This is a genomic window from Galactobacter caseinivorans, from assembly GCF_003640665.1.
GTDB classification, from domain to species: Bacteria; Actinomycetota; Actinomycetes; order Actinomycetales; family Micrococcaceae; genus Galactobacter; species Galactobacter caseinivorans.
The window spans coordinates 370,243-396,521 of sequence record NZ_QQXL01000002.1; the positions used below are offsets into that span (position 1 = coordinate 370,243).

Consider the following 26,279-nt stretch of genomic DNA (forward strand, 5'->3'; position numbering starts at 1 on the left):
GTGAGAGTGTTTAAGATTCTACGCCGCGGCGGACGACGGCGTTGAGGTCCGACGCCGCTGGGGCCCAGTTGGAGGGGTCGGCGTCACGCTGCTCGCCGCTGCGGATGTCCTTGACCTGATCCGCTGCCTCCGCCTCCCCCAGGAACCACACGAACGGGATGCCGCGCCGATCCGCGTGGCGGATCTGCTTGCCAAACTTCTCCGCGGTTGCCATGACCTCGGTGGGGATGCCGCGGGAGCGCAGCTGGCGGGCCACATCCTGGGCGCGCAGCCATTCGCCGTCGTTGGGCAGGGCCACCAGCACGGCGGTGGGGACCTCGCGGTTGGGCACCAGCGTCTGTTCCGCCAGCAGGCGCGAGACCAGGCGGGAGACGCCGATGGAGAGGCCGACCCCGGGGTAGCTCTTGCTGCCCTTGGAGGCCAGGGACTCGTAGCGGCCGCCGGAGCAGATGGAGCCCAGCTTCTCGTGACCCACCAGGACCGTCTCGTAGACGGTGCCGGTGTAGTAGTCCAGGCCGCGGGCGATGGACAGGTCTGCCATCACGCGCCCGGGCGCGGCCACCGCAGCGGCCTCCACCACCTGTCGCAGCTCGTCCAGGCCCTCCTCCAGCAGGGGGTGCTGCACGCCAAGGGCGCGCACCTCGTCAACAAAGGAGCCATCGCTGGCCCGGATGGCGGCAAGGGCCAAGGCTTGAGTGGCCTGCTCGGGACTGAGCCCGGCGGCCTGGAGCTCCTCGGAGACCTTGGCGGCGCCCATCTTCTCCAGCTTGTCGATGGAACGCAGCACCGCGGCCGTGTCCGTGAGGCCAAGTCCCAGGTAGAAGCCCTCGGAGAGCTTGCGGTTATTCACGCGCAGCCGGAACTCTCCCAGGTCAAGGGCCGAGAGCGCCTCGGCGATGACCAGGGCCAGCTCCACGTCGTAGCGGAAGGGCAACGCGCCGTCCCCCACAATGTCCACGTCCGCCTGGGTGAACTCGCGAAAGCGCCCGTCCTGGGGCCGCTCGCCCCGCCAGACCTTCTGCATCTGATAGCGGCGGAACGGGAAGTGCAGATAACCGGCGTTCTCCACCACGTACCGGGCAAAGGGGACGGTGAGGTCAAAGTGCAGCGCCAGAGCGTTGGGGTCGTCCTTCAGCGCAGAGTCATCCTGCAGGCGGGAGACGCCGTACACCTCTTTGTCGATCTCCCCCTTGCGCAGCAGTTGGCCCACCGTCTCCACCGCGCGCGTCTCGATGTTAGAGAAGCCGTGCAGCTCAAACACCCGGCGCAGGGTGTCAAGGACGTGCTGCTCCACGATGCGCTCCGCGGGCAACCATTCGGGGAATCCGGTGAGCGAGGGCTTGCGTGCCATGAGGTGCGGCTACTCCTTCAGGAGGGGCGGGGGTCCACTAACCCGTCAATCCTAGGCCAAACGCCCCGTCATGACCTGCGCGCGGGGCACTTGCACCGGTAAGGTGAACAACGTACGTGTGTGTCTCGGGACCTTGCGCGCCAGAAATGGGGCGGTCCCCACCCCGAGACGGTCTTCTTCAGAAAGTGACACCGCGGTGAGCGAGCAGCAGTCCCCAGAGCAGACTCCGCAGGCCCCGGAGGTCCCCGTGACCCCCGCCGAGCAGCTAGCGGAACCCCAAGCCGAGCAGGCTACCCCGCAGGAACAGGCTGTCCCGGAGCCGGTGGCAGCCGAGGACGCGTCGTCGGGCAGTGCCCCGGCCCCCGCGCCCGTGGTCCCCGCGCCCGTGAAGCCGGCCGCACCGCGTCCCATGCCTACCCCGGCCGCCGCGCGCGTCACCGCCAAGCCGGCCCAGGCCAGCCCGGCACCCGCCGCGCCGAGCACCTCGCTGGAGGAGGCCCGCAAGTTTGCCCGCGTGACGGAGGACGGCCACGTCTTTGTGATCGTTGACGGCGCTGAGCAGCCCGTGGGGCAGTACCCGGACAAGACCCCGGATGAGGCGCTGGCGTACTTTGTGCGCAAGTACGACGATCTGGTGGCGCAGGTCGCGCTGCTGGAGCAGCGCGTGGTGGCCAAGGCCCCCGCTGGTGACATGCCCAAGACCCTGGACACGCTGGAGGCCCAGGTCAAGGAGCGCAAGGTCGTGGGAGACATCCCGGCCCTGGAGGCGCGCGTGGAGACGCTGCGCGTCGCGGTTGACCTGCTGCGCACCGAGGAGCGTCGCAACGCAGATCAGCTCCGAGAGAAGTCCCTGGCTGCCCGCGAGGCCATCGTGGCCGAGGCGGAGGAGCTCTCAGGCCGTCCGCCGGCCCAGGTGCAGTGGAAGCAGGCCAGCACCCGCATGGCTGAGCTGTTTGAGCTGTGGAAGGTGGAGCAGAAGTCCGGTCACCGGATTGGCCGCTCCACGGAGGATGCCCTGTGGAAGCGCTTCCGCGCCGCCCGCACGGTCTTTGATCGTCACCGCCGCACCTTCTTCTCCAAGCTGGATACCGACAACGCGGAGGCCAAGGGCCAGAAGGAGGCGCTGATCGCGCGCGCTGAGGCGCTGCAGACCAGCACCGACTGGGGAGACACGGCACGCGAGTACCGCCGCCTGATGGACGAGTGGAAGGCCTCTAAGCGGGCCTCCCGTCGCGATGACGACGCCCTGTGGACGCGCTTCCGCGCCGCTCAGGACGTGTTCTTCGAGGCTCGCAAGGCCGCCAATGACGAGATTGACGCGGAGTTTGGCGCCAACCTTGTGGTCAAGGAGGCGCTGCTCACCGAGGCGCGCGCTCTGATGCCGGTGAAGGATCTGGCCAGTGCACAGCGTGCCCTGAACAGCATCCGTGATCGCTGGGAGGCCGCGGGCAAGGTGCCCCGCGGAGACCTGCAGCGCGTCGAGGCCGGCCTGCGTCAGGTGGAGGACGCGGTGAAGTCCGCAGAGGATGAGCAGTGGCGCCGCAGCAACCCGGAGACCAAGGCCCGCTCCAACTCCATGCTGGCTCAGCTGGAGGACGCCATTGCGGATCTCGAGGCGGATCTTGCCAAGGCTCAGGCCAAGGGTGATGCCCGCCAGATCAGCAAGGCGCAGGACGCGCTTGATGCTCGTCGTCAGTGGCTGGAGACGGTGCGCCGCTCCGCCTCAGACCTGGGCTAACGTCCCTCACAGCACGCCGATTGGTGCCCGGTCATCCACAGGATGGCCGGGCACCGTCGTGTTCGAAGGCATTCTCGGGGACCATGAGGCATGAGCATGAACGCGCAGTCTCAACTGGTGGATCTGAGATCCCTTGGCTATACCGCCACGGAGCAGGCGCTGTTGTTGCAGCGCCTGGTGGTGCGCACCGTCCTTGGCCCGTGGGTGGTCGTTGGTGCGGCCACGGCCGGCTCCTCGGAGCGCTGGGAGGCGTTGGCGCGCGTGGTGGGAGAGGAGCTGCCCGCCCACGCGGTGATCAGCGATCACACGGCGGCCTGGGTGTGGGTGGGCGGTCCGGCGCCGGAGCGCGTGGAGTACCGGGTGCCGCGCATGCACCGCGAGAGCGTGCTGGCGCAGTTGCCCTGTTGGGGGCGGGATGGGGTGCCGCCGGATTCCTGCGTGGTGCGCCGCGGCCGCCTGGCCGTGACGGATCCGTTGCGCACGGCGGTGGACCTGATGGCCGACGCCGCGCGGCTGGCTCGCGCGGACGCCGTCACCTTGCACCGGCTGATTGAGCCCTGGGGTGGGCTGCACCGCGCGCTGCCGCCGGAGCGGACGCTCGAGGGCCTCTCCCCCCGCCGCCGCGGGTTGGCCGGGCGGGTGTGGAGGGAGCTGCCTCAGGCCTTTCGCTGACCGGCCACGGTCCTGTAGACGTCGTACACGCCGTCGATACGCCGCACCGCGGAGAGGATATGGCCAAGGAAGCGCGGATCCCCCATCTCAAAGGAGAAGCGAGAGAGCGCCGTGCGCTCCTTGGTGGTGCTCACCGAGGCGGAGAGGATGTTCACGTGGTTTTCCGAGAGCACCCGCGTCACGTCTGAGAGCAGCGCTGCGCGATCAAGGGCCTCCACCTGGATCTCCACCAAGAACACGCTCTTGGCGGTCGGCGCCCAATCGACGTCCACCAGCCGCTGGGCCTCCTCCCCCTCAAGGTGCATGATGTTGGGGCAATCAGAACGGTGGATGGTGACGCCGGAACCACGGGTCACGTAGCCGCGGATGGGGTCTGGGGGCACGGGCGTGCAGCAGCGCGCCAGCTTGGCCATCACGTCGCTGGTGCCCTGGACCATCACACCGGAATCCGAGGACGTGGGGGAAGCCGGCTGACCCTGATGGCTCAGGATCTCTGGCGTGTCATCCTCTTCATCCACCTCAGGCGTTCCCATGAGGGCCACGAGGTGCTCCAGCACGTTCTGGCTGGAGATGTGCCCGTCTCCCACGGCGGCGTACAGCCCAGCGACGTCCACGTGGTGTAGCTGCTGAGCCACCGCCGTGAGCGTCTCATGGGTCATGAGCTTTTGCAGGGGAAGGCCGTTCTTGCGCAGGGCGCGGGTGAGTTGCTCCTTGCCCTTCTCGATGGCCTCCTCGCGGCGTTCCTTGGTGAACCACTGGCGGATCTTGTTCCTGGCACGCGGGGACTTCACGAACTGCTGCCAGTCCTGGCTGGGCCCGGCTCCCTCTGCCTTGGACGTGAAGATCTCCACCCAGTCGCCGTTGTGCAGCTCCGAGTTCAGCGGGATCAACTTGCCGTTGACGCGCGCGCCGATGGTGCGGTGGCCCACCTCCGTGTGGACCGCGTAGGCAAAGTCCACGGGGGTGGAGCCGGCCGGCAGCGCCATGACCTCACCCTTGGGGGTGAACACAAAGACCTCCGCAGTGGCGATCTCGTAGCGCAACGAGTCGAGGAACTCCCCGGGATCGCGGGTCTCCTTCTGCCAATCCACGAGCGAGCGCAGCCAGCCCATGTCCTGGCCGTCCGCTGCCGTGTCCCCGCGATTGCTCGCCTTGTACTTCCAGTGTGCCGCCACGCCAAACTCGGCCCGGCGGTGCATGTCCCGCGTGCGGATCTGAATCTCCACGGGGCGCCCGCCCGGCCCAATCACGGAGGTGTGCAGTGACTGGTACATGTTGAACTTGGGCATGGCGATGTAGTCCTTGAACCGGCCCGGGAGCGGGTTCCATCGCGAGTGCACAATACCGAGCACGGCGTAGCAGTCCTTGACCGTGTCCACCAGCACGCGCACGCCCATCAGGTCGTGGATCTCGTCAAAGTCTTTTCCGCGCACCACCATCTTTTGATAGATGGAGTAGTAGTGCTTGGGGCGTCCTGTGATGGTGGCCTTGACCTTGGAGACTCGCAGATCCTCATCAATCGCGGTGCGAACCTGGCCAAGGTAGCGCTCCCGCTCTGGGGTGCGATCCCCCACCATGCGCACAATCTCCTCATACACCTTGGGGTGCAACACCGCGAAGGAGAGGTCCTCCAACTCCCACTTGACGTTGTTCATGCCAAGGCGGTGGGCTAGGGGTGCGTAGATCTCCAGGGTCTCGCGCGCCTTCTTGGCGGCGGACTCCGGGTTCACGTAGCGCCAGGTGCGCGCGTTGTGGGTGCGATCAGCCAGCTTGATCACCAACACGCGAATGTCCTGGGACATGGCGATGATCATCTTGCGCACGGTCTCCGCCTGAGCGGCCGCGCCGTACTTGACCTTGTCCAGCTTGGTGACGCCGTCCACCAGCAGGGCGATCTCCTCGCCGAAGTCAGCCTGCAGCTCCTCCACCGAATAATCGGTGTCCTCCACCGTGTCATGCAACAACGCGGCGGCCAGCGTGGAGCCGGTCATGCCCATCTCCGCCAGGATCGTCGCGACGGCGACGGGGTGGGTGATGTAGGGATCTCCCGACTTACGCTTCACGCCGTCGTGCAGGCGCTCTGCCGTGGCGTAGGCGCGCGTGATGAGGTCCAGGTCCTCCTTGGGGCTGTTGGCGCGCACAGTGCGCAGCAGCGGCTCCAGGATGGGGGGCGCGGAGGATTGGCTCGAACGGCCGGCAAAACGCACTAGCCGGGTGAACGAACGTCCCCCGCGTGCTCCGCTGGCATTGGGCTGATCCGACGCCATGGCACCCCCTTTTCCGTGACCCACGCACACACGTGGAGAACAAAAACGTCATCCGGCCCGCGATGGGACCGGATGACGTTTAATCCTAGGTCACTCCGAGGGGTGCTAGGTGCCGATGACGCTCAGGGCGTCCAGCGTGTCAGGCGTCGACGAGCTCTGCCTCGCGCTCCTCAAGGATTTTCCTGTCGTGTTCCTTGATGGCCGGCTCGTTATTGCGCAGTTGCGCGTAGAGCGGGGCCTGCACAAAGAGGGTGGACAGTGCGGAGACGATGATGCCAACAAAGATGGCCAGCGACAGGTCCTGCAGCGTGCCCGCACCCAAGATGATGGAGCCAAGGATCAGGATGGCGCCCACCGGGAGGATGGCCACAACCGAGGTGTTGATGGAACGCACCAGGGTCTGGTTCACCGCGCGGTTGACCTGCTCCGCGAAGGTGAGCGTGGCCTGTTGCGAGTGATCGTGCGTGTTCTCCCTGACCTTGTCAAAGACCACCACCGTGTCATAGAGCGAGTAGCTCAGGATGGTGAGGAAGCCGATGATGGCACTGGGAGTGACCTCAAAGTTGGTCGCGGAGTAGATGCCGGCGGTGACCACGACGACCACCAGGAGGCCGATGATGGCCGCAAGGGACATCTTCCACGTCCGGAAGTACACGGCCATCAGCAGCGCCACGAGGACGATGAAGACGACCAGCCCAATGGCGGCCTGACGGGAGACGTCAGCGCCCCAGGTGGGGCCAATGGAGCTGTCAGAGACCGTGCCAACCTCCGTGCCGTAGGCCTTGGCGAGGGCCTGCTTGACCTTGGTGGTCTCCTCGCCGCTGAGGACGTTGGTCTGCACGCGCATGGTGGTTCCCGCCTGGACCGTCACCTCTGGGTGCTTGTCCGGGACCACCTCATTCACGGCGTTCTTGCCCAGGTCAACGGCCTGCGAGCTGGAGCCAGGAACCTGGAACTCGCTGCCACCGCGGAAGTCGATGCCGAGGTTGAAGCCTCCCTTGATGACGGGCACCAGGATGGAGGCAATCACCAGGACCGCGGCAATGATGAACCAGATCTTGCGATGCGCGACAAAGCCGTAAGAACGCTTGCCGGTGTAGAGCTCGTTGCCCCACGTTGCGAGTTTAGGCACGGGAATCCTCCTGGGTGTTCTGCTCGTCCTCGTCGTGATCCAGCACGGCAGTAGATGACTTGCCCTTGCCCCCGCGCCGCTCCAGTTCCTCTGCGCGGCGACGCTCGGCGATGGTCAGGCGGCGCTGCGCCTCCTTGGAGGCACCACGCTCCTTGCCCTTGGGCGCCTCGTTGACGCGACGCTCGCGGAAGGTGCCCGCGCCGCGGTAAAGCGGCTCGGCACCCAACAGGGAAGGGTCAAGGCCGGAGGCCCGGTGACCCTCACCGAAGAAGCGCGTGCGTCCCAGGATTTGCATGATCGGGTGGGTGAAGAGGAACACGACCACGAGGTCGGCGATGGCGGTGAGGCCAAGCGTGAACGCAAAGCCCTTCACGCTGCCGACGGAGACGAAGTACAGCACCACGGCTGCCAGCAGGTTCACTGCCTTGGACGCCAGGATGGTGCGCTTGGCTCGCGCCCAGCCGTTCTCCACGGCCAGGGTGAGCGAGCGCCCGTCTCGTAGCTCGTCACGGATGCGTTCGAAGTAGACGATGAACGAGTCAGCGGTCAGACCGATGGCGACGATGATGCCCGCCACGCCGGCCAGCGACAAGCGATAGTTGGCGCTCCAGCCAAGCAAGGCGATGGCCAGGTAGGTCAGCGCGCCGGCGATGATCAGCGAGCTGATCGTCACCAGGCCAAGCAGGCGGTATTGGAAGAAGGAGTAGATGGCCACGAGCGCCAGGCCAATCAGGCCGGCGATGATGCCGACCCGAAGCTGGTCGGTACCGAGGGTGGCGGAGATCTGGTGGTCCGTCTGCACCTGGAAGCTCATGGGCAGCGCGCCGTACTTGAGCTGCTGTGCCAGTTCAGCGGCGGAGTCCTTGGTGAAGCTACCGGTGATCTGCGACTTGCCATCGGTGATGATGGCCTGCGAGACCGGCGCGGACACAATCAAGCCATCCAGCACAATGCCGAACTGGTTGCGGGGGCTCTCCAGGGCCGTGATGCGCGTGGTGACCTCCTTGAAGGCCTGCGCTCCCTCGCCATTGAAGGAGAGGTTCACGGCAAAACCGCCGGAGACATACCCCTGCGAGTTGGTGGCCTGGCTGCTCGTGGCGTCTGAGATCCAGTCGCCCTTCACCTCCACCGGGCCAAGGATGTACTTCATGCCCTGGCTGAAGTCACAGGCGATGGAAGGCTCATCCGCGGGGAAGCTTGCGCGGGGGGCCTTGGCCGCCTCCGCCATGCAGTCCCAGGCCTCAAAGCGCTTCTGTAGATCCGCAGTGATCCAGTTGGGATCCGAGCCATTGGCCGGCTTGGCCGTGGGCTTGGGCAGCTGGGCCGCCTTGGTGCGGTTGGCCTCCGGGATGGCCTCCACCGACTGGATGCCCGTGATCACCGGGCGGAACTGCATCTGTGCGGAGGAGGAGATGAGGCGCTTGGTCTCATCGCTTGGCACGCCGGGCATGGAGACCACGATGTTGCGACCGTTTTGAGTGGTCACCTCGGTCTCTGACACGCCCGCACCGGAGATGCGCTCGCGGATAATCTGCACGGCCTGATCAAGCTGCTCGGCAGGAATCTGCTGATCGGAACCGTTCTCAAGAACCGGCTCCAGCACCATCTCGGTGCCGCCCTGCAGGTCAAGGGCCAGCTTGGGGTTGAAGGACGCGGCGTCCTGTCCCATGGTGCCGTTGTTGCTCAGGACCACGCCTGAGGTCAGCACTGCAAACAGCACAAGGTGGATGATGCCCAGCCACAGCAGCGCTTTGCGCGCGTGGCGTACGGGGGCGGTGGATGCCATGGAGGTCCTCCGAAGGGATGGCTACGGGCTCCACCCGGGCTTAACGGGTGGCCGGGTGGAGCGGACGGTTGGTCAGGGGCGGGGCTGCTGGCCCTCGGGGCCATCCTCATCGCGTGCGGGGGTCTCGGTGGCGTCCGTGTCCTTGGACAGGTTCAGCTCACCGCGCGCGGCGGCGGCGTCCGCCGGGGAGTCTGCCACCACCGGGGCCGGCTCCTCCACGAACTGCGAGATGGCGCGAGCGTCGAAGGTCATCTGCGTGCCGGGGGAAACCTCGAGCACCACGCGGTTGGCCTCTGCGTCGATGGAGACCACGGTGGCAAAGAGCCCCGCGGTGGTCATGACCTCTGCGCCGGGCACCAGCTTGCTCTTCTTTTCCTCCTGCGCGGCCGCGGCCTTCTTGCGGTTGCGCATCATCATGAAGATCAAAAAGACGACCATGATGCCCAGGACAATCATGATGGGGTCGATGCCGCCGGCTGCTGCCTGCTCGCCCTCGGCGAGGATATTGCTCGTAGTCACGTGAAGTCCCGTACCTGTTCAAAGATTGAGTCTGCGCCCATATCCCAAAAAGACAGGGCACACGTGCCCACCAGCATAGCGGTGACGGGACGCATTTCACACGAACCCACCGCAGGGTGCACCTGCGAATCGGCTTAGAGAAGTGGCTCCTGAGCGGAATCGATGCCGGCCCATCCACCCGGCGCGCCCTCAGGGGCGCGCAATCCCAGGTGCTGCCACGCGGCGGCGGTCGCGATGCGCCCTCGCGGCGTGCGGCCAAGCAGGCCCTCGCGCACCAGGAACGGCTCCGCCACTTCCTCCACGGTCTCCGTCTCCTCTCCCACGGCAATGGCCAGCGTGGACAGGCCAACCGGCCCGCCGCCGAACTTGACGCAAAGGGCGTGAATCACCGCGCGGTCAAGGCGATCAAGGCCGCGCTCGTCCACCTCATACATGTCCAGGGCGGCGGAGGCGGACTCCGCGTCGATCAGTTCCTTGCGGTGCACCAGCGCCCAGTCACGCACACGGCGCAGCAGGCGGTTGGTGATGCGAGGGGTGCCACGGGAGCGCCGGGCAATCTCGGTGAATCCCGCGGAGGTCACGCGCAGGTCCATCAGCACGGCGGAGCGGCGCAACACCAGCTCCAGCTCCTCGCGGGCGTAAAAATCAAGGTGTCCGGTGAAGCCAAAGCGATCACGCAACGGGCCGGGCAGCAGGCCAGCGCGCGTGGTGGCACCCACGAGGGTGAATGGGGGCAGATCAAGCGGAATCGCGGTGGCGCCGGCGCCCTTGCCCACGATGATGTCCACCCGGAAGTCCTCCATGGCCAGGTAGAGCATCTCCTCCGCGGGGCGGGAGAGCCGGTGGATCTCGTCGAGGAAGAGCACCTCACCCTCCGTGAGGGAGGACAGGATGGCTGCCAGGTCCCCGGCGTTTTGGATGGCCGGGCCGGAACTGATGCGCAGCGGCGCCTGCATCTCCGCCGCGACGATCATGGCCAGCGTGGTCTTGCCCAGCCCTGGAGGGCCGGAGAGCAGCACGTGATCAGCCACGCGCCCGCGCATCTTGGATGCCTCCAGCACCAGGGAGAGCTGATTGCGCACGCGGTGCTGGCCCACAAACTCATCCAGGTTCTTGGGGCGCATGGCCGCCTCCATGGCGCGCTCCTCCGGCTCGGAGGTGGAGTCAACCAAGGTGCGTGACTCGTCCATCTCAGCGCACCGCCCTGGTGCCGACGCCGCGACCGATGCCGCTCAACACGCTGCGCAGCAACTCTGACACGCTGGCCTCCTCCAGGCTCGGGTCGTCCTTGAGGGCCGCGGCCACCGCCTTGCCCGCGTCCTTCTCGCTCCAGCCCAGGCCGGAGAGCCCCTCGATGACTTGCGCCACCCGCTCCTCGGCGCCGGCCAGCACGGGCGCGGCCGGTGCCGCGCTGCGCTCCCCCGTGGGGACCAGCTTGCCCTTGAGCTCAAGCACAATGCGCTGGGCCCCCTTGGGACCAATGCCAGAGACCTGCGTGAACGCCTTGGTGTCCTCCGTGGCCGCGGCCACCGCAATCTGCTCCGACTCATGCACGGACAGAATCGCCAGCGCCAGGCGCGGACCAATCCCCTGCACCGACACCAGGATCTCGAAGGTGTCGCGATCACGCGCGGAATCAAAACCAAAGAGCGTCATGGAGTCCTCGCGGACCACCAGCGCGGTAAAGACCGTGGCCGGCTCACCCACGCGCAATGAGGCCAGGGCCCGCGGAGTGGAGTTGACCAGGTAACCCACCCCTGCGACGTCGAGCACCAAGGAACTCAGCGTCGCGGAGGCGACGGTCCCGGTGAGTTGCGCGATCATGCGTGGCCCTTCCGCAGTGCGGCCCGCGGCGCGGGCCATCCGAACAAGTCTTCGAACAGCCTACCGCGCCGAACGCTTCACGAGCGCCCTCAGCCGCGCCTCCTCGGCGCGTTTCCCTGTACTACCGGCCTTGGCCTGTGCCTGCGCCCAGGCGCGCTGGGCGGCGGTCATGCCGCTTTGAGCGCCCGACGACGCGGCGGCAAGTGAGCCGGGAGCGGCACCTCTCCAGGCGTGCGCCAGGGCAATCGCGATGGCATCCGCCGCGTCCGCTGGCTTAGGCGGGGCGTCCAGCTTAAGGATGCGAGTGACCATGGCGGTGATGGTGGCCTTGTCCGCGCGCCCGTCTCCCGTCACCGCAGCCTTCACCTCGGTGGGTGTGTGCAGCGCGACCGGAATGTTCCTGCGTGCGGCGGCCGCAATCACCACGCCGGTGGCCTGGGCGGTGCCCATGACCGTGGAGACGTTGGTGTAGGTAAAGACCCGCTCGATCGCCACGGCGTCCGGGCGGTGCGTATCCAACCACTCGTCGATGGCATCAGCGATCGCCAGGATGCGCTGATCAAGCGGCTCACTCGAGGCGGTGCCTACCACCTTGACGGCCACCAGCTGTGCGGAGCGGTTGCGCTCCACGTCCACCGCGGAGAGGCCGCAGCGGGTCAGGCCGGGGTCCACCCCGACCACCCGCAGCGGCACGGCCTAGTCCTCCTCGAGCTGAGCCAGCACCTCAGCGGGGATCTCCACGTTGGAGTAGACGCTCTGCACGTCATCCAGCTCCTCCAGGGCCTCCTCCAGCTTGAGGAACTTACGTGCCCCGTCCAGGTCCAGCTCCACCTTCATGGAGGGGATGAACTCCACCTCGTCCGTCTCATAGTGGATACCGGCCGCGTCAAGGGCCTCTGCCACGGCGCGCAGATCGGTGGGCTCCGACTGGATCACGAAGTTTTCCCCCGCGTCCTGGATCTCCTCTGCGTCCGCGCCGCCCTCAAGGATGGCCTCCAGGAGGTCATCCTCGCTGCGCTCCTCCTTGGGCGCCACCACAATGCCCTTACGGGCAAAGAGGTACTGCACCGAACCCGGGTCCGCGATGGTGCCGCCGTTGCGGGTGATGGCCACGCGCGTCTCAGACGCGGCGCGGTTCTTGTTGTCCGTGAGGCACTCCACCAACAAGGCGGAGCCCTGGGGGCCGCGCGCCTCATAGATGATCTCGGTGTAGTCAACGACCTCACCGGTCAGGCCAGCGCCGCGCTTCACCGCGCGGTCAATGTTCATGATCGGCACGGAGTTCTTCTTGGCCTTAGAAACGGCCAGCTCCAGGCCCGGGTTGCCGGCCATGTCGGCGCCGCCGGCACGAGCCGCGACCTCGATCTTCTTGATGAACTGGGCGAAGGCCTTGGCGCGCTTGGCGTCGATAGCAGCCTTCTTGTGCTTAGTGGTGGCCCACTTGGAATGCCCGGACATCGCGCTCCTTGCTCACTGATCTACGAAAAAAGCTCACTGACCAACCAAAAAATCTTTGGCGTCTCAGTGAATCAGTCTAGCCCTTAGCACTGCGCGGCCGTGGATTTGGTGGCAGGGTGAGACGCATGACAACAGTGTTTTCTCAGCCAAGCACCTTGCCCTACGAGCTCCCGCCGTTGGATACCATCACCGCCCAGGACCTCATCGATGGCGTGCGTGAGGGGATCGAAGACCACTCCGCGCAGATCAGGGAGATTGCCGATAGCACCGAGCCGGCCACCTTCCAGAACACCTTCGTGGCACTTGAATTGGCCGGCCAGCCCCTGCGCCGGGCCGTGGCGACCGCGTGGAACATCATCCCCTCCCACGGCACGCCAGAGATGCAGGCCGCAGAGGTGGAGATCATGGCGATGATCACCGCGCACAACGACTCGGTGGAGATGGACCCAGCCCTGACGGCGCGCCTGGCGCAGGCGGACGTGTCCGCCCTCAGCGGCGAGGACGCGCGGCTCGTGGAGGTCGTGACGCTGCACCGGCGCCTGGCCGGCGCGGAGTTGGGCGAGCACGAGCGCACGCACCTGGCCGCGCTGAACGAGGAGATCTCCCGGCTCTCCACCGCCTTTGGGCAGCGCACCAGCGCAGATCTGAATGAGGCCGGAGTCCTGCTCAGCGAGGAAGAGGCCGCCGGGCTCTCCGCGTCCCAGCTGGCTGCCACCGCCGCAGCCGCGCGCGAGGCAGGCCACGAGAGCGGTCACCTGCTCACGCTGATTCTGCCCAGCTCCCAGCCGGCCCTGTCCGTGCTCGAGTCCTCGGAGGCGCGTCGCCGCCTTCACGAGTCCTCCGTCTCGCGCGGAAGCGCCGAGGAGGGCGGCACGCTCAGCCTTGCCCTACGGGTAGTGGCCCTGCGCGCCCAACGGGCCCAACTTCTCGGCTTTGCCGACCACGCCGCGCTGACGCTGGCGGAGCGCTCGGAGACGGACCTCAGCAAGGTCACCGCCTTGCTGGACGCCGCCGTGCCCGCCGCGCTGGTCAACGCGACCTTGGAGGATGAGCGGATCGCCGAGTTCCAGGGCGCGCCGACCCAGCCCTGGGACCGGGCGCGTGGCCTGGCCGGCATTGCCGCCAAGGAATATGGAGTGGACGGCGCGGCGTTGCGTGAGTGGTTTGAGCTGGATCGCGTCCTGGAAGACGGCGTCTTCCGCGCCGCCAAGTTGGTGTACGGCGTCACTCTCACCCCGCGCCCGGACCTTCCTGTGCACCACCCGGACGCCCGCGTCTGGGAGGTCTTTGACGAGGACGGCAGCGGACTGGGGCTGTTCATCGGCGACTTCTTCACCCGTCCCACCAAGCGGGGCGGGGCCTGGATGAACTCGCTACGCGACGGCGCATCCGCGCTGGATGAGCGCCCGGTGGTCATGAACAACCTCAACATTCCCGCTCCGGCGGAGGGCGAGCCGGCCCTGTGCACCCTGGATGACGTCCACACGCTCTTTCACGAGTTTGGCCACGCGCTGCACGCGCTCTTTTCCACCGCCCGCTACCCCTCACTGGCCGGCACCGCCGTGCCACGGGACATCGTGGAGTACCCCAGCCAGGTCAACGAGTTGTGGGCGGAGCACCCCCAGATCCTGCCGCACTACGCGGTGCACGTGCGCACCGGGGAGCCGCTGCCGGAGGGCACGCTTGACGCGCTGAAGGCAGCGGCGACGTGGGGCGAGGGCTTCGCCACGAGCGAGTACCTGGCCGCCGCGCTGCTTGACCTGGATTGGCACGGGTTGGCCGCCGGTGAGGAGGTGGAGGACGCCCTCGAGTTTGAGGAGCGCGCCCTGGCCTCTCACGGCTTTGACCCGGCCACGCTGCCCCCGCGCTACCGCACCGGCTACTTCCAGCACATCTTCGAATCCGGGTACTCAGCCGGGTACTACTCCTACTTCTGGGCAGAGGTCCTGGACGCAGACACAGTGGAGTGGTTCGAGGAGCAGCCGGATGTCCGCGCCGCAGGCCAGCGCTTCCGCGAGGAGTTCCTGGCCCGCGGCAACACCCGCGACGCCCTGGAGTCCTACAGGGCGTTCCGTGGGCGCGACGCAGGCACCGAGCCGTTGCTGCGCCGCCGGGGGCTGTTGGAGTCATAGCCCTGCGGAGCACGGCGGGTCAGAGGGTTCAGAGCTGCGCCACCAACGCGCGGTGAAAACGCAGCTCCCCCGCGGACTCCGGATGAAAGGCCGTGGCCAGCAAGGACCCCTGGCGTACGGCGACGGGGTGCTCGCCCACCGAGGCGAGCACCTCCACGCCGGGCCCCGCGCGCTCCACGCGTGGGGCCCGGATGAAGACGGCCCGCACCGGTCGCGGATCTTCCGCGATCAGCAGGTCCGCCTCGAAGCTCTCCACCTGACGTCCAAAGGCGTTGCGCCGCACCGCGACGTCCAGCCCTCCCAGGCTCTCCTGGGGCACGCCCTCGCCGTCCGCAGCCGGGTCCAGGATGGAGTCCGCGAGCAGGATCATGCCGGCGCAGGTGCCCAGCACCGGCAGCCCGGCGGCGATCCGCTGCTGCAGTGGCACAAAGAGGCCAAAGACGCGCGCCAGGCGCGCCATCACGGTGGACTCGCCACCGGGGATCACCAGCGCCGACACGGACTCCAACTCCGAGGCGCGCCGCACCAGCACTGCCTCCGCCCCCACGGCGCGCAGGGCCTCCACGTGCTCGCGCACGTCACCCTGCAACGCCAGGACACCGACGCGCGGTGCGCTCACCAGCCGCGCTCGGAGAGGCGGTGCGGCACGGGGATGTCCGGGACGTTGATGCCCACCATGGCCTCACCCAGCCCGCGTGAGACCTCCGCAATCACGGACGGGTCGTCGTAGAAGGTGGTGGCCTTCACGATCGCCGCGGCACGTTGGGCCGGGTTGCCGGACTTGAAGATGCCGGAACCAACAAACACGCCCTGCGCGCCCAACTGCATCATCATGGCCGCGTCCGCCGGGGTCGCGATGCCGCCGGCAGTGAAGAGCACCACGGGCAGCTCGCCGGTGCGCGCCACCTCCGCGACCAGCTCGTACGGGGCCTGCAGCTCCTTCGCGGCGACGTAGAGCTCATCCTCAGACAGGGTGGTCAAGCGGCCCATCTGCGAGCGGATCTTGCGCATGTGCGTGGTGGCGTTGGAGACGTCCCCCGTGCCGGCCTCACCCTTGGAGCGGATCATGGCCGCTCCCTCCGTCAGGCGCCGCAGCGCCTCCCCCAGATTCGTGGCACCGCAGACAAACGGCACCGTGAAGGCGTGCTTGTCGATGTGGTTCTCGTAGTCCGCAGGGCTGAGCACCTCGGACTCGTCGATGTAGTCAACGCCCAGGCTCTGCAAGACCTGCGCCTCCACAAAATGGCCGATGCGCGCCTTGGCCATGACCGGGATGGAGACCGTGTCGATGATGCCCTGAATCATGTCCGGATCAGACATGCGAGAGACGCCGCCTTGCGCGCGGATGTCCGCCGGCACGCGCTCCAGCGCCATGACGGCCACCGCTCCGGCGTCCTCCGCGATCCGGGCCTGCTCCGGCGTGACCACATCCATGATCACGCCGCCCTTGAGCATGGTGGCCATGCCGCGCTTGACTCGGGTGCCGCCAAAGCTGCGGTCAATGGGGTTCTGGGGCGTACTGCTCATGTCTTGCTCCTGTGGCTGACGTGCGCTTCCGGGGGGTTGTCCCACCACGCTAGGAACCCGGCCCGCCGCGGCCCCAAGGGTGCGCGTCATATGTGACGGGCCACCGGGGGTTGCGAGTTGACAGCGCAAGATGCCCCGCTCACCTTCCCTGTGGGGAAGGTGAGCGGGGCATCCTCGGTGACCACGCGGCGTCGGGCAGGGGATCTAATCCCTGGTCTGCGCCCGCACCAATCCGACGCGCTGGAAGATCGTGAACAGGCTGGCCAGGGCCAGCAGCCACAGCACGCCGTAAAGCACCCACGGGGAGAGGCCAAGGCCAACCAGGCCCGCGAAGAGCAGCACCGCGAGGATGCGTTCGCCGCGCTCGGCAATACCGACGTTGGCCTTCAGGCCCAGGGCCTCCGCCTTGGCGCGGGCGTACGAGACCACTGCGCCGAGGCAGAGGCACAGCAGGCACAGTGCCGCAATATCCACGCGCTGACCGCCCGTGAAGTACCAGAAGGCCAGCGAGCCGAAGATCGCAAAATCCACCACCCGATCCAGCGTGGAGTCGAGGAAGGCCCCCCACTGCTGGGCGCCCTCACTGCGGATCGGCGGGTTGCCGTCCGCATCCGGAAGCCGGGCAAGCACGCCATCCACGATGTCGGAAAAGATGAAGATCGTGATGACCAGCGTGCCCCAGAACAGCTGTCCAAGCGGATAACCCACCAGGGCACCAAGGCACGCGCCGAGGGAACCGATCAGGGTGACCATGTCCGGGGTGACGCCCATGCGCTGGAGCAGACGGGCCACCGGGGTGAAGATCGCAGAGAAAAGCTCGCGGGCGTATCTATCAAGCATGGCTCTACTCGACCTCTTCCCAACCGCGCTTGAGCAGACCGAGGGTCTCACCAAGCACCACGGGGATGGCTTTGGTCTTGGCAATGATCGGGAAAAAGTTGGCGTCGCCGTTCCAACGCGGAATCACATGCTGGTGCAAGTGCGCCGCGATGCCCGCTCCCCCGGCCTGGCCCTGATTCATCCCGAGGTTGAAGCCCGCGGGCGCAGAAACATGACGCAACACCCGCATGGCCTTCTGGGCCAGGGCGGCCATCTCCGCGGTCTCCTCCACGCTGATGTCCGTGTAGTCAGGCACATGACGGTAGGGCAGCACCATCATGTGGCCCGGGTTGTACGGGTACAGATTTAGGTTCACAAAGCAGTGCTTCCCACGGTGAACTATCAGGGCATCCTCGTCGCTGCGCTCGGGCGCGGCGCAGAACGGGCACGACGCCCGGTCCGTAACCTGGTCCTGTCCGGCCTTGATGTACGCCATGCGGTACGGGGTCCACAAGCGGCCAAAGGCGTCAGGGTCGGAGGGCAACTCAAAGCTGTCCGTCGCCGCGGCGTCAGCCGATTGCGTCGCGTCCGCTGCGGACTCAGACATGGTCGGAGTTCACCCGGTTGCGCACGTGAGCCACGATGCGCTCCACCGCCTCATCCACCGGAACCTGATTGTCCTGGCTGCCATCGCGATAGCGGAAGGAAACGGCGTCCGCCTCCGCGTCTTCGCCGCCAGCGATCAGGACAAAGGGAACCTTCTCCTTGGAGGCGTTGCGGATCTTCTTGGGGAAGCGATCAGTGGAGTCATCCAGTTCGGCGCGGATGCCCTTGGCCTTGAGCTTGGACACCACCTCCGCCAGGTAGTCGTTAAACGCCTCCGCCACCGGGATGGCGCGGACCTGCACCGGCGAGAGCCACGCCGGGAAGGCGCCGGCATAGTGCTCCACGAGCACGCCCATGAAGCGCTCAATGGAGCCAAACTTGGCGGCGTGGATCATCACCGGCTCCTGGCGGGTGCCATCCGCCGCCTGGTACTCCAGGCCAAAGCGGGCCGGCTGGTTGAAGTCGTACTGCACGGTGCCCATCTGCCAGGTGCGGCCAATCGCATCCTTGGCCTGCACGGAGATCTTGGGGCCGTAGAAGGCGGCGCCGCCGGGATCCGCCACCAGCACCACACCGGATTCGGTGGCCACGCGCTCCAGCACCTCCGTGGCTTCATCCCACTGTTCCTCGGAGCCGATGAACTTATCTGACTCCGGATCGCGGGTGGAGAGCTCCAGGTAGAAGTCATCCATGCCAAAGTCACGCAGCAGCGAGAGCATGAACTTGAGCAGGTGCTCCACCTCGGCAGGGGCCTGCTCCTTGGTGACGTAGGAGTGCGAGTCATCCTGGGCAAAGCCACGCACGCGGGTCAGGCCGTGGACCACACCGGACTTCTCGTAGCGGTACACGTGGCCAAACTCGAACATACGCAGGGGCAGCTCGCGGTAGGAACGCCCACGGCCGCGGAAGATCAGGTTGTGCATGGGGCAGTTCATGGCCTTGAGGCGGTAGTCCTGGCCAGGCTTGGTGACGTTGCCCTCTTCGTCATACTCCTCATCCACGCGCAGGGCGGGGAACATGGTGTCGGCGTAGTACGGCAGGTGACCCGAGGTGTGGAAGAGGCCGTCCTTGGAGATGTGCGGGGTCCCCACGTACTGGAAGCCCTCCTCCACGTGGCGGTCGCGGACGTAGTCCTCCATCTCACGCTTGATGATGCCGCCCTTGGGGTGGAACACCGGCAGACCGGAGCCCAGCTCATCCGGGAAGGAGAACAGGTCCAGCTCGGAGCCCAGCTTGCGGTGATCGCGGCGCTCGGCCTCCGCCAGGCGCTCCTGGTAGGCCTTCAGGTCAGCCTTGGTGGGCCAGGCGGTGCCGTAGATGCGCTGAAGCTGCTTGTTCTTCTCGCTGCCAAGCCAATAGGCGGCGGCGGAGCGGGTCAGCGCAAAGGCGTTGGAGATGATCTTGGTGTTTTGCAGGTGCGGGCCGCGGCACAGATCGCACCACACCATGTCCCCGCTCTTACGGTCCACGTTGGAGTAGATGGTTGTCTCCCCCGCGCCAACCTCAACGGAGACGCCCTCGCCGGATTCGTCATCCGCGGCGGCCTTGTCCAGCAGCACCAGCTTGTAGGGCTCATCCGCCATGGCCTCGCGGGCCTCTTCCGGGCTCACCACGCGGCGCTCAAACTTCTGGTTCTGGTTGACGATCTTGAGCATCATCTTCTCCAGCGTCTTGAGGTCCTCCGGAGTGAAGGGTTCCTCGACGTCGAAGTCGAAGTAGAAGCCGTCCTTGATATAAGGACCAATGCCCAGCTTGGCATCCGGGCGCAACTGCTGCACGGCCTGAGCCATAACGTGCGCGGTGGAGTGGCGCAGGACGTTGAGGCCGTCCTCCGAGTTGATGTTCACACCCTCGATGGTGGTGCCGGCGACCAACTCACGGGAGAGATCCTGCAGGGCGCCATCCACGCGCATCACGACGATCTCGCGGTTCTCGAAGAAGAGCTCGGCGCCGGTGCTTCCCTGGGTCACCTCCTGCTGGTTTCCGTCGACATTGAGCGTGATGTTCTGCGACACAGGAGGTCCTCTTTCGTGGATTCAGGCTTCAAGGCATGTGGCGTACTGTGGCCACGGCCAGCCGCAGTCAATCCTAGTGCAGGCGGGCCCGCCCCGGTTCCGGCACCGGTACCCCAGGAGCGCGCCAATGCCGACGATGAGGTTGCTCACGAAGAGCCTGAGGAGCGGGACGCCGATCAGCGCCAGCAACACCACCTGGGCATCATTGTTGAGGCAGAGCCATTGATTCTCACCATCGGCCCATTGATCCTGGCCCAAGACAACGCCATGCGCGGTCGTTTGACGTTGATCTCCAGCGTTCTCACGTGGCGGCTCCTGCCTCTGTGGGCGTGAGCAGTTCCACCCGATTCCCGAAGGGGTCCGTGGCGTGAAAGCGCAGGTAGCCAGGGAACGTGTCGCGCTCGGCCCAGGAAACGGTGCCGCCATGTGCCTCTAACCTCGCCGCCAACGCCTCCCACTCCGCTTGGCCCTCCACCACTAGGGCTGGGTGCGCCTTGGCAGCCGGGACAAACGGTTCCTCCACCCCAAGGTGGATCTCCGCGAGCACCTGACCCTGCGCCGTCGTGCGCCGGAACCAGCAGCCGCCCCGCCCGGCGAGGGCCGCTGGCTTGGCCACCTCCGTCAGTCCCAGCCCATCGCCGTAGAACCGCCTCGCGGCGACCTCGCCGCCGGCGGGGATGGAGACCTGAACATGGTGCAGATGCATCCTGTGTCCTTTCCGTGACTGTGCCAGAGGCTACCTTCAGCTCACACCACTTTCAGCCCATCCCACCGGCGCGTTTGCTCCGCGCCTGCCCCAGCGCGGCCTGGCCAAGTGAGCCCAGGCCCTCGCTCCCACCGCCGGTCACGTCAGAGCCGTCCCCCGGGCGCCATGGGACGGGTTGCGCCCGAGCGCCCACCGGCGCCAAAGACGCCGCCGTGGCGCCCTTGGTACCCGCGCGCACGATGCCCCGATACCAGCCCCCGCCCTCGTGCGGCACCGTGACCGAGTGATCCTGCGGCCTGCGCAGCGAGGCCCTCCACTCCCCCTCGGTGCGTTCCAGGTAGTCGGCTTCCGGGAGCACTGCCATGGGGTCTTGCAGATCCCAGGCCTTCAGCGCCTGCACGGAGACGGCGCGCGGCCCGGTCCGCCGAGTGACACCCTCCACCAGCATGAGATTGGAGGAGAAAAGCAACGGGCCGGTGTCGTGTTGCGCATGGGTAAAGAAGGCGATGTCCACACACCCGTGTCCATCGTCCAGGCTCAGGAACACCACCCGCTCCCCGGAGCGCATGGGTGGGGTCTGGGTGGCGACCCGAACCCCGGCCACCAGTACGCGCGAGCCGGAACGCAGGGAGAGCAGGCTGTCAGACGGCGTTGCGCCCACCTTGTCCAAGAACGGGTGATGCGCCTGCATCAGGTGCCCGCTCAGGTCAGCCGCGGTGAGATCCAGCTCGGTGCGGATCTGCTCCAAGGGGCTCTCTTGGCCAAACATGGGCACCAACGCGCTGGTCTCCAGGTCCACGCCCAACGGCAGCGGCATCTGCCCGTCCACCTGTTGGCGTGCGGTCTTCTTAGCCTTGCTTGGCCCCTCTGTGCGTGATGCTCCCACGCCGTTGGCGCCCCCGTCGCGTTGTGCGTCAAGGTGATGCACCAGATCGGTGCGACCCCCGGCGCCTGGCACTAGGAAGCTGTCCAGGGCGCCCAATTGCGCCAGTCGGCGCAGGTTGGTGCGGGTAGGGCGGGCGCGCTCGCGCACATCAGCCACCGAGTCATACGGCGCATGGGCCTCTAGCCGCATGGCCTCCGCCTCGCTTAGTCCAGTCATCAGGCTCAGGGCAAGGCGCACGCCCAGGCGTCCAGACGCGCGCACCCCAGGGACAGCCTCCACGCCCTGCGCGCCTGGGACCTGCTCCACCTTGAAGCGCAGGCCGGAACGGTTCACGTCCAAGGGCAGCAGGGGCACGCCAAGCCTGCGGGCCTCTGCGATCAGTAGTCGGCGCGGGTACATGCCCGGATCGTGCTCAAAGAGCCCGGCCAGGAAGGCCTCCGGGTGATGGGTCTTGAGCCAGGCCGAGTGATAGGTGGGCACGGCAAAGGCCGCGCCGTGGGCCTTGCAGAAGCCGAAGGATCCAAAGGCCGCCAGCGTGGACCAGACCTTGTCGATGATCGCCAGCGGGTAGCCGCGCTCGGTGGTCTTGGCTCGGAAGAAGCGTTCCACCGCCGGCTCCTTGACCGGATCCCCCAGCCGGCGGCGCAGTACATCCGCCTGAGCTAGGCCGCAGCCGGTCATGACATCCAGCATGCGCAACACCTGCTCGTGGAAGACCACCACACCATGGGTCTCGGCCAGGATGGGCGCCAGATCAGGGTGCGGGTAGGCCTCCTCGGCAAAGCCGTGGCGTTGCTCAAGGAACGGGCGCACCATATCGGATTGCATGGGGCCGGGCCGGAAGAGCGAGATGTCGATGATCAAGTCGTTGAACTCCACCGGGGCCAGCTTGCCAATCAGCTCCCGCTGCCCCGGGGACTCGATCTGGAAAACGCCCAAGGTATTGGTGGTGCGGATCATCTCGTAGGTTGCCTCGTCATCCAGCGGCACCCTCGCCAGGTCAATCACGCCGTCCTGGCCCAGCCAGCCCGGCAGCGCGCCGTCGCTGACCGGTTCCGGCACCGAGGCGGCGATCATCCCGTCCGGCGCCCCAGCGCCGTCGGGCACATGCCTCACCACCCCACTAAATTCCGAGCGCCCCTCATACCAACCGCGCATGGAGACGCGGTTGTGCTGGCCCTGCTCATAGACGGACTGGCCGGTGCCGTGGATGCGCGTAATCTCCTCCAGCGTGTAGGCGATGGTGGACTGCATCCGCACGCCAAGCACGTCCAGCTTGAGCAACCCCATGGGGTCCATGTCGTGCTTGTCGAACTGACTCATGGGCAGCCCAAGGCCGGAGGCCTGCACCGGGGTGCGGTGCAGCAGGCGCGCGTCGGAGAGGATCACGCCGCAGGGGTGCATCGAGATGTGGCGGGGCAGGCGGTCAAGGCGCTCCGTGAGGTCAACCAGCAGGTCCACCTGATTGCCGCCCTTGGCTCGGTCCGCTTCCAGGCGCGAGGCCAGGGGGCGCAGCTCCGGCATGGTGCCGATGGCGTCGCGGAAACTGGAGGCGGAAAAGCGCCACAGGCTCTTAGCGATCTGGTCCACCTCCTCGCCCTGGATGCCAAGCGCCATCCCCGCGTCCCGGACAGCACCGCGCGCACGGTACGCGTTTTGCATGCTCATCAGCGTGGTGCGTTCCTGTCCAAAGCGGCGGAAGAGCTCGCGGTAAACGCGGTGACGCTGGGCTGATTCCACGTCCACGTCAATGTCCGGTAGCGAGGTGCGATCGCGGGAGAGGAAGCGCTCAAAGATCAGGTCATGCGCCAGGGGGTTCACGTGGCTGATTCCGGTCAGGAACGCCACCAGGGAGGATGCGCCTGAGCCGCGCGCGGCCGAACGCACCCCGAGCCCCCGGATCAGGTCCGTGGCGGTGGAGACCGTGAGGAAGTAGCCCGCAAACCCCAGGTCGCCGATCACCCCCAGCTCGTGCTCCAGCCGGTCCCGTGCCCCGCCCCGGCCGGCCTTCCCAAAGGCCTCCGATCCCGCCTCCGGACCAAACCAGCGGCGCAGGCCGTCCTCGCACCGCGCGCGCAGCAGTTGCTGGGGGTCACCGTTCAGCCCCAGCACACTGGCCTCCGGGACCACCGGCTTGCCCCACCCCATGTCAGGAATCGGGTCAAGGGCGCAGGCCGCTGCCACCGCCTCGGTGTCGCCCAGGATCTGGGCTGCCTCCGAGGCATCGCCGATCTCCCGGGCTATCTCCGCGGCAAGGGAACGCATCTGCGCGCCGGATTTCAGCCAGCCCTGCCCGTTGACCTGCGCGCCGTCCACCCCCACCCGCTCCCCGCTCTCCGTCAGCGGGGAAAGCACCCGGACAGCGTCCAGCACATCCGCCGTGGCAGCGCCGTCCGGATTCACGTAGCGCACGGCGTTGCTGAGCACCGCCGGGACCCCGAGCTCGCGGGCCAGGCGCAGCATGCGCACCGCGTGGGCGGTGCTGTAGGGGGCGCCAGGGCGGGAGATATGGGTGATCAGTTCTATGACGCAGGCACCCTCTGGCAGCGCCTGTTTCCAGGCGCGCAGCAGCACGCGTGCGCCTCGATAGTCTCTGTGCAGCACCGCCCGCCCCACATCCGAATCGGGGCCAAGCAGAGTCAGCAGTGAAGGGCCGTTCCCGGCCGCGCTTTGCGTTTCCCTCGCCAACTCCTTCACTCGGATGCCCACCTGCTCTGCCGGGTCTGGTGACTGCCCGACGGCGGGTACTCGCCGCCCCGTGTGCCGCGCCTCAGGGCTCAGATCACGTAACGCGCCCAGGCCGGCATCTTGCGGCATGCCTCGATGGTGGGCCGCCGTGACCAGGTGGCACAGGGCCGAGTATCCGGCTCCGGGCGTGATGGCCCCCAGCCGGCTGCGCCAGCGCTTCTCTTCTTGCTCCAGCGCCGTGCCTCTGGCCAGGATCACCACGCGGCCGCTTGGACCCGGTGAGCCGGAGTTCCCTGCGCGGGCTTCCTTTCGCTTCCCGCTCTGGACGTCCAGGCTGACGCCGAGGATCGGCGCCAGCCCCTCGCTGAGGCAGGCACCCACGTGTTTCACCGCCCCAAAGAGGCCATCACGATCGGTGCAGGCCAGGGCCCATGCCCCATCCGCGGCTGCCGCCGACGCCAGGGTCTCTGGCCGGTCCACGCCGTGGTGGGCGCTGAAGGCGGTAGAGACGTGCAGGTGACTAAAGCCGTTCATGCTGTGGCTCTGATTTCGTTTGCCTGCTCCGGGACGTTGATGAGTCGCCACCGGCCGGTCTCCAGCTGATGCGAGACGTAGACGGTGCGCGGGGCGTCCCGCTCACCAAGGCGTATCTGGAGCTGCCAGATCTCGTGATCCACCAACCCCGGCCCATGTCCTTTCTCAGCGCGAGCCGATTCCGCCCACCAAGCGCGGCGCTCGTACCAACGCACCGGCTGGGCGCAGACGTGCCACTCCCTGCCCTGCCACCCCAAACGCAGCGGCAAATTGGCGGCGCTCAGCACCACCTGCACCGACTGGGTGAACAGCCCCATCCAGTCCCTCCAAAACGCGCGGTGTGAGTGCTCCGTGCGTGCTCGATCCCCGCCCTTCCTCCTGGGAAGCAGGAGAGGAGTGGCGCTGTCATGCCCAAGCCCATCTTCGAAGATGTGTTCGAACAAATCTAGACTAAGACTACCCCCGGACACCTCGCTCCAACACCGGCATCTCCCCCACCCCTGCGATCTGTGGATAAGTACTCCCAACAGCGTTACGGATCGTCTACTGTGTGTTCATTACGCACTTGGCTGACCTGGGATGGCTCATGGCCGCGTTGATGGGGAGCAAGCTGATGAGGGGCAAGCGGGGTGGGGCTGGCCTGCGGGCGTTGGGGCTTGGTGTCGCCGTCCTGCTGGGGGTCAGTGCGTGCTCCGGACCGCCCGAGACTCCCGCCCAAACCAGCATTCCGATGGGGACACCGACGCCGTTGGCGTCCTCGCCAACGGCGATTCCGAGCGGCAGCCCGACCGCCAGCTCCAGTCCGAGCAACGCGTACGTGCCGGCCACCAGCACGTCGCCGGCCAAGAACGTGCCCAAACCGGTGCTGCCCAAGCTGGCGAAGGAGAAGAGCTTTGAGGGGCAGAAGGCGTTCATCAAATACTGGTTTGAGACGTACAACTACGCCTTTGATACCGGCAACACTGCCCCGTTCAAAGATGCTTCAACGGCGGACTGTGCGGCATGCAAGATCATCAGTGAAGGCGCAATAACCATGTGGACCAAGGATCGGACGTGGCGAGATACATCTCGCACCGACGTCGACTTAGCCACTGCCAAGGAACAACCTCCCGCGAAGAGAACACACATAGTCGATGCCCGGGTAAACGAGAAACCTGGTCGCTTTTGGACGACAACCGGAGAGAGCAAGCTGTACCAGCGCGCGACAGGCGGCTCAGCCCAGATGCGGTTGTGGATCGAGTACGTCGATAAGCAATGGCGAACAGTCGACATGCGCAAGATAGGCAGGTAAGGGTCATGCCCCGGCAAAGTATCGCGACTGTAGCTGCTCTTGTTGTCGTCGCTTCACTCCTCACAGCGACGGCCGCAGGCGCCAGCGATGATGATGCTGATAGAAGATTCAACGGTGAAACCGTACACGACAAGTTCGGGATTCAAGGGGCAGATAAAAATCATCAGTCTCCCAAGCCGGGTCCGGTGACGGTCAAGGGTAAGAACCCCAAAGCGCCCGGGGCCGGATCCTCCTCGAACGGGACACGAGGGCCCAAGTTCATCTGGGACACCACCACCGTCTGCAACAACTCCCTCCCCAACTCCCGCATCAGCAAAGCGGTCAGCAA

The 26,279-nt window shown here is 66.7% G+C and carries 22 protein-coding genes; 5 read left to right on the forward strand and 17 right to left on the reverse strand.

The window, feature by feature from the left end:
* Positions 1 to 10: 10 nt before the first annotated feature.
* On the reverse strand, positions 11 to 1,351 hold the full coding sequence (gene hisS / locus DWQ67_RS05335; RefSeq protein ID WP_121484541.1) for a histidine--tRNA ligase: 1,341 nt from the start codon (positions 1,349 to 1,351) through the stop codon (positions 11 to 13).
* 196 nt (positions 1,352 to 1,547) lie between these two features.
* Here hisS and DWQ67_RS05340 point away from each other — a divergent pair, with 196 nt between their 5' ends.
* Positions 1,548 to 3,089: a DUF349 domain-containing protein gene (locus tag DWQ67_RS05340; RefSeq protein WP_407645789.1), complete on the forward strand. Its 1,542-nt coding sequence runs from the start codon at positions 1,548 to 1,550 to the stop codon at positions 3,087 to 3,089.
* A gap of 96 nt (positions 3,090 to 3,185) precedes the next feature.
* Positions 3,186 to 3,761 (forward strand): hypothetical protein, encoded by a 576-nt coding sequence (locus DWQ67_RS05345; protein ID WP_121484543.1) that lies wholly within the window; start codon positions 3,186 to 3,188, stop codon positions 3,759 to 3,761.
* Here the strand turns inward: DWQ67_RS05345 and DWQ67_RS05350 are convergent.
* From DWQ67_RS05350 to DWQ67_RS05385, 8 genes are all read right to left on the reverse strand, one after another.
* Entirely contained in the window at positions 3,746 to 6,028 is a 2,283-nt protein-coding gene (locus DWQ67_RS05350; protein ID WP_121484544.1) for a RelA/SpoT family protein, read from the reverse strand. The genes DWQ67_RS05345 and DWQ67_RS05350 overlap by 16 nt on opposite strands.
* Before the next feature lie 139 nt (positions 6,029 to 6,167).
* Entirely contained in the window at positions 6,168 to 7,160 is a 993-nt protein-coding gene (gene secF / locus DWQ67_RS05355; RefSeq protein ID WP_121484545.1) for a protein translocase subunit SecF, read from the reverse strand.
* Positions 7,153 to 8,946: a protein translocase subunit SecD gene (gene secD / locus DWQ67_RS05360; protein ID WP_121484546.1), complete on the reverse strand. Its 1,794-nt coding sequence runs from the start codon at positions 8,944 to 8,946 to the stop codon at positions 7,153 to 7,155. Before secD ends, secF begins: the two co-directional genes overlap by 8 nt.
* A gap of 72 nt (positions 8,947 to 9,018) precedes the next feature.
* Positions 9,019 to 9,465, reverse strand: a complete 447-nt coding sequence (gene yajC / locus DWQ67_RS05365; protein WP_121484547.1) for a preprotein translocase subunit YajC — start codon at positions 9,463 to 9,465, stop codon at positions 9,019 to 9,021.
* 134 nt (positions 9,466 to 9,599) lie between these two features.
* Entirely contained in the window at positions 9,600 to 10,655 is a 1,056-nt protein-coding gene (gene ruvB / locus DWQ67_RS05370) for a Holliday junction branch migration DNA helicase RuvB (protein ID WP_121484548.1), read from the reverse strand.
* 1 nt (position 10,656) lies between these two features.
* Positions 10,657 to 11,289 (reverse strand): Holliday junction branch migration protein RuvA, encoded by a 633-nt coding sequence (gene ruvA / locus DWQ67_RS05375; protein WP_121484596.1) that lies wholly within the window; start codon positions 11,287 to 11,289, stop codon positions 10,657 to 10,659.
* Between the two features lie 60 nt (positions 11,290 to 11,349).
* Positions 11,350 to 11,982 carry a crossover junction endodeoxyribonuclease RuvC gene (ruvC, locus tag DWQ67_RS05380; RefSeq protein WP_121484549.1) on the reverse strand — a complete coding sequence of 211 codons (633 nt, stop codon included), beginning with the start codon at positions 11,980 to 11,982 and terminating at the stop codon, positions 11,350 to 11,352.
* A 3-nt stretch (positions 11,983 to 11,985) separates the two neighbouring features.
* On the reverse strand, positions 11,986 to 12,747 hold the full coding sequence (locus tag DWQ67_RS05385) for a YebC/PmpR family DNA-binding transcriptional regulator (RefSeq protein ID WP_121484550.1): 762 nt from the start codon (positions 12,745 to 12,747) through the stop codon (positions 11,986 to 11,988).
* A gap of 125 nt (positions 12,748 to 12,872) precedes the next feature.
* Here DWQ67_RS05385 and DWQ67_RS05390 point away from each other — a divergent pair, with 125 nt between their 5' ends.
* Positions 12,873 to 14,879 (forward strand): M3 family metallopeptidase, encoded by a 2,007-nt coding sequence (locus DWQ67_RS05390; RefSeq protein WP_121484551.1) that lies wholly within the window; start codon positions 12,873 to 12,875, stop codon positions 14,877 to 14,879.
* A 28-nt stretch (positions 14,880 to 14,907) separates the two neighbouring features.
* On the opposite strand, the gene pdxT is transcribed toward DWQ67_RS05390, so the two are convergent.
* From pdxT to DWQ67_RS05430, 8 genes are all read right to left on the reverse strand, one after another.
* On the reverse strand, positions 14,908 to 15,501 hold the full coding sequence (pdxT, locus tag DWQ67_RS05395) for a pyridoxal 5'-phosphate synthase glutaminase subunit PdxT (RefSeq protein ID WP_199712621.1): 594 nt from the start codon (positions 15,499 to 15,501) through the stop codon (positions 14,908 to 14,910).
* Positions 15,495 to 16,406 carry a pyridoxal 5'-phosphate synthase lyase subunit PdxS gene (pdxS, locus tag DWQ67_RS05400; RefSeq protein WP_121484553.1) on the reverse strand — a complete coding sequence of 304 codons (912 nt, stop codon included), beginning with the start codon at positions 16,404 to 16,406 and terminating at the stop codon, positions 15,495 to 15,497. Before pdxS ends, pdxT begins: the two co-directional genes overlap by 7 nt.
* Positions 16,407 to 16,610: 204 nt before the next feature.
* The gene (pgsA, locus tag DWQ67_RS05405; RefSeq protein WP_121484554.1) at positions 16,611 to 17,246 is read right to left on the reverse strand and encodes a phosphatidylinositol phosphate synthase; all 636 of its coding nucleotides are present in this window, start codon (positions 17,244 to 17,246) and stop codon (positions 16,611 to 16,613) included.
* Positions 17,247 to 17,250: 4 nt separating this feature from the next.
* Positions 17,251 to 17,832 carry an HIT family protein gene (locus tag DWQ67_RS05410; protein WP_121484555.1) on the reverse strand — a complete coding sequence of 194 codons (582 nt, stop codon included), beginning with the start codon at positions 17,830 to 17,832 and terminating at the stop codon, positions 17,251 to 17,253.
* Entirely contained in the window at positions 17,825 to 19,846 is a 2,022-nt protein-coding gene (gene thrS, locus DWQ67_RS05415) for a threonine--tRNA ligase (protein ID WP_121484556.1), read from the reverse strand. The genes DWQ67_RS05410 and thrS overlap by 8 nt, the downstream gene beginning before the upstream one ends.
* A 301-nt stretch (positions 19,847 to 20,147) precedes the next feature.
* Positions 20,148 to 20,552 (reverse strand): VOC family protein, encoded by a 405-nt coding sequence (locus DWQ67_RS05420; protein ID WP_121484557.1) that lies wholly within the window; start codon positions 20,550 to 20,552, stop codon positions 20,148 to 20,150.
* Between the two features lie 52 nt (positions 20,553 to 20,604).
* A complete protein-coding gene (locus tag DWQ67_RS05425) occupies positions 20,605 to 24,660 on the reverse strand; it encodes a PHP domain-containing protein (RefSeq protein ID WP_121484558.1) in 4,056 nt (1,351 codons plus the stop codon).
* Positions 24,657 to 24,977, reverse strand: a complete 321-nt coding sequence (locus tag DWQ67_RS05430) for a hypothetical protein (protein WP_121484559.1) — start codon at positions 24,975 to 24,977, stop codon at positions 24,657 to 24,659. Before DWQ67_RS05430 ends, DWQ67_RS05425 begins: the two co-directional genes overlap by 4 nt.
* Before the next feature lie 269 nt (positions 24,978 to 25,246).
* Between DWQ67_RS05430 and DWQ67_RS05435 the strand changes: the two genes are divergently transcribed.
* Both DWQ67_RS05435 and DWQ67_RS13980 read left to right on the forward strand, forming a co-directional pair.
* Positions 25,247 to 25,951, forward strand: a complete 705-nt coding sequence (locus DWQ67_RS05435) for a DUF6318 family protein (RefSeq protein WP_147433624.1) — start codon at positions 25,247 to 25,249, stop codon at positions 25,949 to 25,951.
* Between the two features lie 5 nt (positions 25,952 to 25,956).
* The coding region (locus DWQ67_RS13980; protein ID WP_233555915.1) for a hypothetical protein at positions 25,957 to 26,279 on the forward strand (323 nt) is incomplete at its 3' end.